Here is a 13,145-nt window from a genome sequence, read left to right on the forward strand (position 1 = left end):
CGGTTCATTCCGCCTTCCCGATCCGCTGGACGAAGGACATGTCGACGATGGCGTTCATATCGACGATCTTATCCTCGGCCTTCAGCACGCCGTTGTCGATCAGCACGCTTTGCAGCTTGTCGAACGCTTCGGGCGTCAGCACCGGCGTTGCCGGCCAAGTGTCTTGCTTCTGGTAACGGCGCACCGATTCGACGATCCTCTCCTTCGGCGTCCCTTCGAAATAAGGCGAGAGCGCCGCCGCGATCTCGTCGTCCGACGCGCTCGCAAGCCAGGCGGTCGCCTTGGCGACGGCGTTCACGAAGCCCTGAATGACCTGCGGATTTTTCTCGATATAGTCCGAAGTCGCGACGAACGACGTCTCCGGGAAGTCGCCGAACGTCTCGCCGAGCGAAGCGACGTAGTAGGCTTTTCCTTCCGCGATGAGCGTGGAGGCAACCGGCTCGAACAGCTGGATGTAATCGCCCTGCCCGCTCGCGAACGCGCCTGCCATCGCCGGTGCGGCGATGTTCGTGACGACGTTCGCCCCATCTGCGCCCTGGGCTTTGAGCGCCGAAGCCATCACCATCTGGGGCGCGCTGCCGGGACGCCAGCCGATGATTTTCTTGCCTGCGAGCGCGTGCCAGTCAAAGGCATCCGTCTTGTCTCGGGACAGCAGGAACGAGCCGTCCTTCATCGTCAGCTGGTGAAAAATTTTAAGCTTCTTGTCGCCCTGCTGGTTGTAAATATAGATGGCGGTCTCCGGTCCGACGAGCGAGATGTCCGCCGTTCCCGCGATGAGCGCGGCCGCGCCCTTGTCCGAGCCCTGCGCCGTGTTCATGTCCAGCTTCAAGCCCTCTTCCTCGAAGTAGCCTCGGGAGATTGCGGCATAGTACGGCGCGTAAAAGATCGAGCGGATGACTTCGGAAAATTTGATCGTCACGATCTCCTTCGGCGCGGCGGACGGGCTCGGGCTCGGATCGGCGGCGGACGTCGAGGGGGATGCGGACTCGGTGGGCTTGGCGCTCGGGCTCGCAGACTTTTCGTTCGCGCCGCCGCACGACGACGCGAACGTCAGCAGCAGCGCGGCGAGCAGCAGCATGACGGGTCTTTTCGGCTTGAACATGTGGTTGGCCTCCTTTTGATTTGAAATACGGGACGGGGAAATCGCGCAATTTTGCGCGAATCGTATGGACGGCGGGCAATCCCCTCCTCTCCAGGCGCTGCGACCTAAGGGGCAAGCTCCGTGCGCAGCATCGCATAGCCCGGATACGCGAAGGAAATGCATTATATGCCGGGCGGGCTTATCCCGCGCCCCTTCCAAGCCTGCAAGATCGACCGCTATGCGCCGCCGCCTGGCGAATCGAACGCAAGCGGCATAAAAAACGCCGGTCAAGCGCATGCAGAGATCATCGACGATGATCGCCATATGCCTTGAACGGCGTTTGAATATCGTTAGAATAAGCGCTTAGCCAAGCTCGCCTTCCAAGCGCAGTCGAATCGCTTCCTGCACACCTTCCCAGTAAGCCTTCATCTCCTCGCGGACGGCCGGACCGGACAGCTTGTCCTGATGAATGCTGATCGTGGCGCCTTGCTTGGCCGCAAGCACTCTGATCTGGAGCGACGACGGCGCTTCCCAGCCGCTTCTCATCCATTGCAGCCGTACATGGGACAAAGGCTTGACGACCGTGAACCTTCCCGAGTTCCCCTCCCGCGTCGCAAAGTTCTCCCCCTCGCGAACGACGACGTCCTCGGCTTCCCCAAGCCAGACACGCAGACCGTCCGCGCCGGTCAAATAACGCCATGCCGCCTCCACCGTAACCGGCAACGTCCTGCGAATACCGATCTGATAACCCGCATCCTTCGTTTTGCCGACCGAGCTTTCCGCTTCGTGCTTTAACGTCGTGTCCATCGTTTTGTCGCTCCCCCATTCGTCATAGCGAGGCGTCAATGCCTTCTCGTACAGTGCCGCGCTCGATTCGATGACGTCCGCCATGGACGCTTCGGACGACGGGCCGCCCCCGTACAAGCGGGAGACGAACGCGCCGAAATGCATCCACATAAACGTCATCGCTTGCATTTGCGTATCCGTTTCGACCAGCATGCCCCTCACCCGCATCTCGTTCAAGTAGTCCGTCAGCAGCTCGAGCATCTTCTTCGGATGGCGCTGCGCCTTCTCCCGCACCCCGGCGAGCGCATCGTCCTTCAGCACGATCAGGTACAGCTTGCGATTGCGCGCCATGATGTCGTGATAGACCCGGCCGATTGACTTCAGATCCTCGCCCAGGCTCCAGACGATTTGATTCTCGAACGCTATCGTCATCTCCACGGCGTAATGGTAACGCTCCACCGCCTGCTCGAGCAGCGTCAGCTTCGTGCCGAAGCGCCGGAATAAGGTCATCTCGCTGACGCCCGCGGCAGCCGCGATCTCCTTGGTCGATACGCCCTTAAAGCCTTTGTCTGCCATCAGGTCGATGGCGGCCTGCATTAGCTTTTCTCTGCTGTCGAATTCATCATGTGCAATAAAGTCCGCCTCCGATTGATAGTTAGTGATCACTAACATTCGATACATTCTAAGATACTGTTTTTTTCCATGAATGGCAACCTCACGGCTTATAATAAAACACGAAAAGCACGCTCCCAAGAACGTGCTTTTCGCGACAAAACGCCTTTTTATCCTCTTGCGGGCGAAAACCGGGCCGTCGCTTTGCCGGAGGCGGATTTTACGCTGCGGGATTGAAAGGACGTGCCTAAGTAGTCGAACTTGACGTTGGGGTAGCTGCCTTTGCGCGTTCCGTCCTTGCAATAAACGATTTTCGTTTTGTCCGGATGTGCGACGAGGCCGTGCGCCTTCAGCCGGCTGCGGATCTGCTTGAGCAGCGATTTGGCTTCCGCTTCGCTTTTGCAATGACAGAGGATGTCGTCGGTGTACCGTTCAAAGGGCACATGGGGACGATTTTTTTGCATCCATGTATCGAAAATGCCGTGCAAATAAAAATTGCCAAGCAAAAAATTTAATTTGTTGCCCTGCGCGAGTCCCTTCTTCTTTTGAATCAAGGCGCCGGATCTCGTCCGTTCGGGCGATTTGATCGTGCGCTCCGTGTACAGCAACACCCATCGATTGCGAATGTGCCGTTTAAGCATATTCATGAGCAGGCGGTGATCGACGCTGTCGCCGAAGCTTCGAATATCGAGCACGACCGCCCAATTGTATCGGAGGCACCGCACGCCGGCGGTGCGGATCGCTTCCTCGCGCGCCTGCCGCTTCTGCCTGTGTCCGTAGGAATTCGGATGAAAAAGACCTTCCAGGCGCGGATACAGCTCGTTTTTTAGCATCGTCTGCACGATAAAATCTTTGACCGTCGGAATGCCGATGGCCCTTTTTCCGCCCTTCCGCTTGGGAATATACACCTTGCGGACCGCAGACGGCCGATACGTGCCGGAGGTCAATTGGTCGCGTTGTTCGCGCAATCGCTGGGCTAAATTTCGTTTATAATCCTGGATCGTTTGTCCGTCCACGCCGACGACTTTGGTTTTCCGGGATTGCTTGAACGCTTCTCGAATCAATCGGGGCGATATTTGAAACCTGGCGCGTTTCACGCGAACCCCCCTTTAAATAGATGTGGCCTGATCCTACTGTATATGTCGTTGCGTTTCTTGTGATTGTGTCGTTATCCCGTTGGCGCGCTTCCCAATTTATCGAAGGTTGACGTGAAAGCGGCTTTTAGCTAAACTTAAATTAGTTAAAAGATATTAACTATTTATTAACAAATCGTTAAAAGCATTGAAATAAATAGATTCGAGGTGGCCGGACTGGACAAGCAAGACACGCTGTCTACGTTATTCGCGAATCAGATGCTGATGGTCGTCGCGAGCTACGCCAAACTGCTGGAGAGCCATATGACGGCCCCCCAGTACTACATGCTTCAGACGCTGGCAAGGACGGACCGGATGACCGTGTCGCAGTTCGCGAGCCTGCTGGACGTGTCGCTGCCCGCCGTGACGAATCTGAGCGGCAAGCTGGTGAGCAAAGGCTATGCGGAACGAGTCGTGTCCGAGGAGGATCGCAGGCAAGTTTTTCTAAGAATCACCGATAACGGCCGGGCGTTCGAGAAACGCATGCTGGACAAGTACAAGGAACTGACGAACGGGATGTGGGACGGATTCTCGGACGCGGAGACGGATTTGCTCATCGAGGCGTACCGCAAGATGTCCGCGCATTTGCAAACGAAAATATAACGGGAGGTTATCGATCATGGGAAGATTGGAAAACAAGGTCGCGATCATTACAGGCGCTGCTGGCGGCATGGGAAAAGCGGATGCGCTGCTGTTCGCGCAGGAAGGCGCGAAGGTGGCGATCACGGACCTTCAGGAGGAGAAGCTTCAGGAGGTCGTCAAGGAAATCGAAGCGTCCGGCGGCACCGCAATCGGCTTCAAGCATAACGTCGCGTCCGAGGAGGACTGGAGCCGTATCGTGGCTGAGGTCGTCAAGGCATTCGGCAAAATCGACATTCTGGTCAACAACGCGGGCATCTCCAACGCGACGCCGTTCCTTGAGATGACGGCCGAAAGCTGGGACAAAACGATGTCGATCAACGTATCGAGCGTCTTCTACGGACAAAAGCACGTCATCCCGCACATGATCGAAGCCGGCGGCGGCTCGATCGTCAATATCTCGTCGATCGCCGGCCTCACCGGCGGCAGCGGCGCCGGCCCGTACACCGCCAGCAAGGGCGCGGTGCGCATGCTCACCAAGGCAACGGCCGTCGACTACGCGCAGTTTGGCATCCGGGCAAACTCCGTGCATCCGGGCTACATCGAAACGCCGATGACAGCAGGCCTTTTCAACGACGACCGCATGACCCAATGGGCGCTCTCCCAGACGCCGCTCCAGCGTCTCGGCAAGCCCGAGGACATCGCGCGAGGCGTCCTGTTCCTGGCGTCGGACGAGTCGTCGTATATTACGGGCGTCGAGCTGCCGATCGACGGCGGCTATTACGCCAAGTAAGCTCGCGTCGCGTACATTACCGGCGTCGAGCTGCCGATCCATGGCGGCTATTACGCCAAGTAAGCCCGCGTCGTCGGGGTCCGTTCCGTCCCCGATCGCGATTTACAGCAGTGCCTTCGCCTTTCCCAGTTGACGCACATCCAATCGTCCGAGATTGAGGCGGAGATCTCCGCGATTTCAGCCTCAACCTCGGACGCGTGCCCGGGAAGGGCTTTTTGCGTTTTTGGCGCTGCCGGTTCCATGCGTCGCCTTCTGATGGGATGGCGATGCGGCGGTGCGGGGCGCCTGGGGTGGATCGCCTTCTGTTGGGAAGGCGATCCGGCGGTTCGCAGTACTTGGAGGCGTATCGCCTTCTGTTGAGATGGCGATACGGCGGTGCGGCACGCTCGCGGGCGTATCGCCTTCTATTTGGAAGGCGATGCGGCGGTGCGGGGTACTCTCGATAGGATCGCCTGTTGTAGGAAGTGACTAGGAGTAACTAAGAGCAGCTCGGCGGAACAGCGACGGTCACCGTAGGGGACAACAGTTGTCAAAAGGACGTTATTTCTTCGCTGATGCCGCTCAGCGATTCGATAGTTGCCAAAAGGCAGTTAATTTCTCTTAAAACCTGCAAAAGACCCGTTGACGCTCGAATTAAATGCCTTTTGACAACTATTCCGCTTAACTGCATAAAAACGCCGAAATTAACTGCTCTTTAACATCTATTTCAATTCCGCAGACGTAATCCGGACACGCCAAAAGCATCGACGCCGGCGCCGCTTTTCCCGGCACTCGGATCGATGCTTGTTTGCCTTACTATGCGTAAACGCGAATCTCGACCAGCTCCGCGCAGGCGGCGCCGTTCGTGCGCTCGACAACGACGCGGACGGCGTCGGCCGTTAGCGCCGCGGGCAGCTCGATGCGGCTTGCGCGGCGCCGGTTGCCGGTCACGGCAGCGACGACCGTCCATTCGCCGCCAACACGCGCTTCGACGCGGTACGCCTCCGCCAGTTCCGGGATCACCTCGAACGGCGTGCGGTGGTGATGCAGGTTGATCAGGTCCTCGTTTACGTCGTCGTTCCAAGTGAGGCGCACCTCGCGGACGGCGACCGGCTGCTCCCATTCGAGCGTGAGCCAGGCTTCGCCGTCCAGCGGCTCGGACGCCCACAGATTCGGGCCGCCGTATGGCCGCTTGTAGCCCCCGACGGCCTGCGCGGGCGAATAAGCTGCCGTCTCCCCGAGCACGCGGAAGCAGAACGGCCGGCGGACGAGCTTTTTCATGCTCCACGCGACGACGGGCTGCGTCTCGTCGTGGTCTTCGAGCGTCGCCGCCGCGTTCGGCGTGGCGCCGCGCTCGAACGCGAGCACGCCCGTGAACGGCTCGGCGGCCTGATGCAAGCGGACCGCCGCGTTGCGCCGCACGACGACGAACGCGTTCTGCGGCCGCGACGGCGTCCACGGCAGCTCGAACGCCGCCCACTGCAGCCCGCCCTGCGGCACTGCAGCGCGAGCCGTCCCGATGAGCCCCGCCGGCACGTAATTCTCCGCCCGCCCCGTATCCCATAGCTCGACTGTGAGCTCCGTGTCCGCGTCCGCCGATACGAGCAGCTCCAGCCCAGCCATAGCCGGATTCACCGGAAAAAGGATGCCCGCATCTCGCATGAGCGGATAGACGGTCACGGCCTCTTCGACCTCGATTCGCGTCCGCGACGACGAAGCGCTGGCGGCGGCTCGCAGCGCCAGATCGTCCGGATCGTCGCTGACAACGCCCACGATCGCCGCGTCTTGGCGCAGCAGCGTCTGCTGCAGCTCCGCCAGATGCGACGCGTAAATCTCGCGCGGCGGCACGCCCTTCTCCGCGCACAGCGCCGCCGCGGTCCCAGCCGCCTCGCCGATGACGGCGCAGGTCGCCATGACCCGCGTCGTGCCGAACGCGACGTGCGAGGCGCTGACGTTGCGACCGGCGAACAGCATGTTGCGCACGTTGACCGAATACAGCGAGCGGTACGGAATATGGTAGACGCCGTCCGCGTGCATATGCTTGGAGCCGCTCTCTTCGGCGTACATGCCCTGCGGCGGATGCAAATCGATCGACCAACCGCCGAAGCCGATCCGGTCGTCGAACGGTTCTTGCGCCATAATGTCGTTTTGGTTCAGCACATAATCGCCGACGAAGCGTCTGTACTCCCTTTTGCCCGGCATCGATCCGACCCATTCGAGCGTCATCGTGTCGGCGTCGAACTGCCCGGAATTTTTGATATAATTCCAGATGCCGTAGATGACCGCCCATAGCTCGTCGCGAATCCGCTCGTTATCGTGCACCGTATCCAGCTCGCCGCCCCATTCGATCCACCAGTAATGGCAGCCCGAATCGCCGCTCTTGATCACCCTGCGAATCGGAATCGGCGTCTGCGCGATGTCCTTGGCGAAGCTCGGCGGCACGAAGCGCACGGGCTGTCCCGCGTCCTTCGTATAGAACAGCAGCGTGCTGCCCAGCGTGATATCGTCCGCGACATCGGGCGCCCACGCCTCGCCATACTCGCTTCGCGCCTCTCTCCCGATCCGATATCTCGCGCCCGCCAGGAAGCCGATCAGCCCGTCCCCCGTACAGTCGAGAAAAACCGGACTCTCGAATCGTATACGCCGCTCCGAGCCCATCATCCAGCCCGTGACCGAGCGGATCGTCCGATCGTCCTCGCCGCCGTCTGCCTCTACCTCGTGCACGTCGGTATTGAGCAGCAGCGTTATATTCGCCTCCGCCCGCACCGCTTCCAGCAGCACCAGATCCCACAGATACGGGTTGCCGTCGGGATTGCGGTACAGGTTCTCGACGAACAGCTCGCCCATGATGCCCGTCTCCCGGGCGTACCGGTTCGTGCCGTGCGCGGTCGCGCCGCACACCCACACCCGCACCTCGCTGCTCGAATTGCCGCCGAGCACGGGCCGGTTGTGCACGAGCGCGACCTTGCGCCCGAGCCTCGCCGCGGCGATGGCGGCGCAGATGCCCGACAACCCCCCGCCTACGACCGTAATATCGCTAATCATCGTTTCCGTGCGCATCTCGCCGAATCACCCTTTTACCGCAGAATTGGTCAAGCCTTGAATGATGAAGCGCTGGCCGATGACGAAGACGGCGATCATCGGAAGGATGCCGGCCGACGCCGCGGCCATCATGCCGTTGTAGTCGACCGTGTTTTCCAAAATGAAGTTTTGCAGACCCAGCGGGACCGTATACAGCTTCTCGTCGATCAGGAACACGAGCGCGTTCTCGTAGTCGTTCCACTGCCAGGAGAAATCGATAATGGCGAGCGTCGCGAGCGCGGGCTTGGCCAGCGGCAGAACGAGCCGGAAAAAGATCCGGAAGTGGCCGGCCCCGTCGAGGAACGCCGATTCGGAAATCTCGTGCGGGATCGACAGGAAAAACTGGCGCAGCATGAATACCCCGAATATCGTGAACAGTCCCGGCAGAATGAGCGCCAGATGCGTATTGTAAATGCCCGCCCACTCGAACATGATGAACTTCGGTACGAACAGCACCTGCGGGGGCACCATCATCATCGACAGGTAGATCATGAACAGCGCGTTGCGTCCTTTAAACTCGATGCGGGCGAAGCCGTACGCCGCGAACGCCGACAGGAACGTCGCGCCGAGCATGCCGATGATCGAGATTTTGAGCGAATTGAGATAATACGTTCCGAAGCTCTTCGGACCGGTCCATACCTTGTGATGATGCGCCCACGTCGGATGCGACGGAATCCATTCGATCGGATACTTGAATACTTCGGCCGGCGTCTTGAGCGACGTGCTGATCATCCACAGGAAAGGAATGACCATGACGATCGCAAGCGCCAGCATAATGACCGTGACGAGCAGCCTCCCGGCCGCGCCGGACGTCAAACTGCGTTTAAGCTCCATCTCCGGTACCCTCCCTGCGGCTTAATAGTGAACCCATCTTTTTTGACCCAACCACTGCAAGAGGGTGATCAGCAAAATGATCGCGAACAGCGCCCAGGAGATCGTAGCGGCATAGCCCATCTCGTAGTAACGGAAAGCGTTCTGGTAAACATAAAGCGACAGGATCGTCGTGCTGTTGCCCGGCCCGCCTTGCGTCGTCGCCTGGATGATGCCGAACGTCTTGATCGTCATGATGAGGCCGGTAATCAGCAGCAGGAACGTCGTGGGACTGACGAGCGGCCAGATGATTTTGCGCAATATTTGCGTCGGCCTCGCGCCGTCGATCTTGGCGGCTTCGAGCAGCTCGGACGATACCTCCTGCAGCGCGGCCAGATAGATGATCATGTTGTAGCCGAGCAAAAACCATACCCAGATGATGTCGATCGCGTACATCGAGGACGTCGTCGTCGACAGCCAGCCCGGCGGATGCTCGATGCCGACGCTGCGCAGAAACCCGTTGATCGGCCCCTGCTTCGGCTGGAACAGCAGCATCCAGACGAACGCGACCGCGACCCCGCTCGTGATGTAAGGCATGAAGTACAAGCCCCGCAGCAGCTTTTTCAAATAAATCTTCTGGTTCAAAATGACCGCGACGACGAAGCCAAGCGCGATCGACACCGGCACCGCGAGCAGGAAAATGACCGTGTTGCGCAATGACAGGTAGAAGAGGTCGTCGTGCAGCATGCGGACGATGTTGTCCATGCCGACGAAATCGACGTTCGGGCTCATAAACTTGTAATTCGTGAACATGAGGCCGAACGAATAGACGGCCGGAATCAGGAAAAACACCAGCACCCCGAGCATGCTGGGGCCGATGAACACATAGCCGAGCAGGCGCTGCCTTCTCATCCAGTTGTTGTACATGCGCATTAACCTCGCTTCTCGAATGAATAGCTTCAGTCTATCAACCGCGCGCCGATCCCATAAGGAACAAAACCATCGTCTTCATCGCACATATCCATGCAAAAAAAGCCGCCCGGGGGCGGCTTCGAGAAGCGGAAAGCATCAAAATGTTCTATTGGTCGTTAGGTGCTATGAGCTAGCGCGCCTCGCCGTACCTGTCGGATGCGCGACGCGAGGCTGCGGATAAGCGCCCGCGCGGACGTCATTCCGAATATCCCATCAGGCCGATGTAAGCCAGATTCGGCTGGGCGATGTCCATCCTGCCGTACTGGATGACGACCTCGATATCGCTGCGAAAGCGCAGCGAATACTGAACCTGCCGCCCCAGCTCGACGCCGCCGATCTCCTCCGGATGGTCCATGCGAATGCATTTGACCCGGCGGGCGGGCACGACGATCTCGATGCCGGCATCGGGCTCCCGATCCTCGTAATAGATGTCCATCTGTACGATTGCCTGCTCGTCGTGGCAGTTCAAGATCATGATCGCCTCGTGCCCTTCGAAAGGCTCGTCGTCTACCTTCCCTTTAAACGGAAGATAGCCGTCGATCACGTACCAGTTTTTCGCCCCTTGCTTGCTCATGACGCCCTCCTATCCGACCGATACCGTACCGGTCTTTTTCCAATTGGCGCTCAGCGTTCGGACGAGCGCGGACATCGATTCGTAGCCGTCGGCCGTGACGACCAGACTCTCTTCAACCCGATTCGAGCCGTGGGGATGGCCGAACAGGCTGATATCCGTGTTCACCGTCATCCCGATCTCAAAGCTCGCAGCGCTGTTCTCGTCGGGATACGGCGACTCCGCCTCCGCCAGCCCGCAGCCGTGAAGGGGCGGGTACAGGTCGTAGCGCGTCACGTTCCGGTCCGCGAAATAACCTTTGACCGCTTGCACCAGCTCGCGCTGAAGTGCGCCGGGCTTCAGCTTGGACAGCGCGATATCTTCGGCCTCGACCAGCAGGTCGATAAAAGCGCGCTGCTCGTCGCTCATCGTGCCGGCCACGAATGGGAAGCCGACCGTAGCTACATATCCCTCGAATTGAACCGCAATCGCGGTCATGATCATGTCGCCGTCTTCGATCACCTTGCTTGTCGGACGTCCGATGATCGTGCGGACCCGCTCTCCGCTCGCCATAACGATAAACGGCACGGACTCCGCGCCTTGCTTCATACATTCGCCGTATGCGAACGCAGACAACTCGAGCTCCGTCATGCCGGGCTTCACGTTCTCGATCATCCGCCGGTAGCCCGCGTCCGCGATGCGGGCCGCCGTCCGGAGGCATTCCACTTCGGCCTCCGTCTTGGTCATGCGCAGCCGGAACAGGAGATCGCCGGCATCGATCCAATCCGCGCCCTCCAGGCTGTCCTTGATCGACTTCAGCAGCGGCGCCGACATCGCGTCGATTCCCGAGATGCCGATCCGGCGCAACGGCCCCTGTGCCCTCAGTTCATCCATGATGACTTTAAGGCTCGTATAGTTCGCCTGTGGATATTCGATCTCGTCCGGCACCGTGACGCAGGTGAACTGCGGCAGCAGGCGGATATCGTCCCATGCCGTCATTTCCCTGCACATCAGCTCGCCTTCCGGCGCGGCGATCACGATCGGGTCTCCGTGCTTACGGACGAGCGTCGCTCCCCGTTCGAACAGTGGCCAGTAATTGCTGACATAGCGCAGATTTTCCTTGCGGTACTCGTCGCCGTAGACGAGGCAGGCATCCAGTTCTTGTTCGGCCATGAGCTGCTTCAAGCGTTCGATTCGTTCCTTGTACTCCGCAGCGGAGATATTCCCAGCCATAACCTATAACCTCCGATTAGTAAATGACTTTGCGGATCTTCATCAAATCCGCGATATGCGAGAGTTCTCCGGTCATGTCGCCGTAGCCGATAATGCAGTGATGCGCAAAGCCCTCCGTGATCAAATCCCGCAAAAACGCCTTGATCGGCTTCTCGACCCGCACGACAGCCGTGATCTCCTCGCAGGGTATGTTTTCCGGCACGTCCAGCGCTTCGCCCTTCAAAATCAGCATCTTGTAGCCTTCGGCATCGATGATAAGATGCGCGATCGTCACCATGCCCGGCTTCAGCGTATATTCGAAGCCGAAGCCCGCGCCCTGCAAGCCCCATTGCTCCGGCGAGCGGTTGACCTTGACCGCGCTCCGGTCGCGCGCGTAAGACGGGTCCGCAAAGCCGTGATGCACCATGAGCAGCGCGTTTAACGACTCGTCATATTCGCCCCACTCGGCATATGCGGGCACCTTTCCGCTGAGCTTGTGCATCAGCATCATGACGATGAGTCCGTGAACGTCGCCTTCGGTGTTCACGACATAGCGGCTCTCTTCGTGCAGCAGCGTGTTCGCGAGATAAGGCGTCGTGCCCGTCTTCTGCTCTACGTAATGCTGGCCCAGCAGCGTCAGGCCGTCGAGCCGGAAGCGCTCCAGCGTATTGCGCAGCGCGACGGCCAGCCGCGCGGACTTGGCGACGTCGTCCGCGCCGAGACCGACGATGTTGAACCGGCTCTCGGCCTCCTGTCGGACGGCGTCGATCTCCTCCGCCGTCGCCTCGCGGAACCGCTCCAGCAAATGGTCCATCTGGATGGCGATCAGGTTCGGACCCAGCGTCCCTTTGATCATCGTCTTGTCGTACTCGAAGTCGTACATGCCCCGGAATACATGACCGATGACGCCGATATTCGTCTGCCGCAGCTCGCGGAACGCCTTGAACGCACGGATGTACGTACCCATTTCGCGATAGGCTTCCTCGTCGCCGATCGTGCCGACGACCACCTTCAGGTCCGGATACCAGCCCATTTTGCGGAAGGTAGCCGCCAGCTGCAGATTCGCGATCAGTGCGCTGTTGCGCAAAATATTTTCATAGTTCGTCTTCAGATCGATCTTGTTGTCGTGCTGTGTATTGAACAGCAGCACCGGCACGTGCCGGACATGCTCCAGCACCTGAATCGCCATATAGTCAGGACAGTAAGTGCCCGCCGCATAAATAATGAAGTCCACATGCTGCTCGGCCAGCATACGGCCCGCGGCCTCCGCCGCATCCAGCGTATCGATCAGGCCCGGCCAGACGAGCTCCTCGCCGGACAATTCCTGCGCCAGCCGTTCGCGCACCTTTGTCATATCTGCGGTGACGTTCTCCTTGAGCGTCACCGGGAACATCCGCCAGTACTCGAAGAAACCTACCGTCACCAATCCAATTCGGAGCGGCCTCTGCGCCGTCCGCTCCGTCAGCAGATCGCCGAATACATTTCCTTTTGCCGTCTCGAACGATTCGAATACGATATCCGTCAAGCTGTTCACTGCCTTTCCCTTATGTGCGGCCG

11 protein-coding genes are annotated in these 13,145 nt (G+C 59.3%); 2 read left to right on the forward strand and 9 right to left on the reverse strand.

Annotated elements, in window-relative coordinates; genetic code table 11:
* Positions 1–4: 4 nt before the first annotated feature.
* The 3 genes from KB449_RS18000 to KB449_RS18010 form a co-directional block, all read right to left on the reverse strand.
* Entirely contained in the window at positions 5–1,102 is a 1,098-nt protein-coding gene (locus KB449_RS18000; protein ID WP_282909684.1) for an ABC transporter substrate-binding protein, read from the reverse strand.
* Between the two features lie 342 nt (positions 1,103–1,444).
* Positions 1,445–2,539, reverse strand: a complete 1,095-nt coding sequence (locus KB449_RS18005; protein WP_282909685.1) for a TetR family transcriptional regulator — start codon at positions 2,537–2,539, stop codon at positions 1,445–1,447.
* 110 nt (positions 2,540–2,649) lie between these two features.
* Positions 2,650–3,576, reverse strand: coding sequence for a reverse transcriptase domain-containing protein (locus KB449_RS18010; protein ID WP_282909686.1), 927 nt, complete (start codon positions 3,574–3,576; stop codon positions 2,650–2,652).
* 204 nt (positions 3,577–3,780) lie between these two features.
* On the opposite strand from KB449_RS18010, the gene KB449_RS18015 reads away from it, so the two are divergent.
* Complete coding sequence (locus KB449_RS18015) at positions 3,781–4,215, forward strand: MarR family transcriptional regulator (protein ID WP_282909687.1); 435 nt, start codon at positions 3,781–3,783, stop codon at positions 4,213–4,215.
* A 16-nt stretch (positions 4,216–4,231) separates the two neighbouring features.
* Complete coding sequence (locus KB449_RS18020) at positions 4,232–4,984, forward strand: SDR family NAD(P)-dependent oxidoreductase (RefSeq protein WP_282909688.1); 753 nt, start codon at positions 4,232–4,234, stop codon at positions 4,982–4,984.
* A gap of 795 nt (positions 4,985–5,779) precedes the next feature.
* Here KB449_RS18020 and KB449_RS18025 read toward each other — a convergent pair.
* The 6 genes from KB449_RS18025 to KB449_RS18050 form a co-directional block, all read right to left on the reverse strand.
* Positions 5,780–8,023: an FAD-dependent oxidoreductase gene (locus tag KB449_RS18025; protein ID WP_282909689.1), complete on the reverse strand. Its 2,244-nt coding sequence runs from the start codon at positions 8,021–8,023 to the stop codon at positions 5,780–5,782.
* Positions 8,024–8,032: 9 nt separating this feature from the next.
* The gene (locus KB449_RS18030) at positions 8,033–8,878 is read right to left on the reverse strand and encodes a carbohydrate ABC transporter permease (protein WP_282909690.1); all 846 of its coding nucleotides are present in this window, start codon (positions 8,876–8,878) and stop codon (positions 8,033–8,035) included.
* Positions 8,879–8,899: 21 nt separating this feature from the next.
* Positions 8,900–9,781 carry a carbohydrate ABC transporter permease gene (locus KB449_RS18035; RefSeq protein ID WP_282909691.1) on the reverse strand — a complete coding sequence of 294 codons (882 nt, stop codon included), beginning with the start codon at positions 9,779–9,781 and terminating at the stop codon, positions 8,900–8,902.
* A gap of 241 nt (positions 9,782–10,022) precedes the next feature.
* Positions 10,023–10,400, reverse strand: coding sequence for a sensory rhodopsin transducer (locus KB449_RS18040; protein WP_282909692.1), 378 nt, complete (start codon positions 10,398–10,400; stop codon positions 10,023–10,025).
* Positions 10,401–10,409: 9 nt separating this feature from the next.
* Positions 10,410–11,609, reverse strand: coding sequence for a M24 family metallopeptidase (locus KB449_RS18045; protein WP_282909693.1), 1,200 nt, complete (start codon positions 11,607–11,609; stop codon positions 10,410–10,412).
* Positions 11,610–11,625: 16 nt separating this feature from the next.
* On the reverse strand, positions 11,626–13,122 hold the full coding sequence (locus KB449_RS18050; RefSeq protein WP_282909694.1) for a hypothetical protein: 1,497 nt from the start codon (positions 13,120–13,122) through the stop codon (positions 11,626–11,628).
* Positions 13,123–13,145 lie beyond the last annotated feature (23 nt).

It is taken from the genome of Cohnella hashimotonis, from assembly GCF_030014955.1.
In the GTDB taxonomy this organism is placed as follows: Bacteria; Bacillota; Bacilli; order Paenibacillales; family Paenibacillaceae; genus Cohnella; species Cohnella hashimotonis.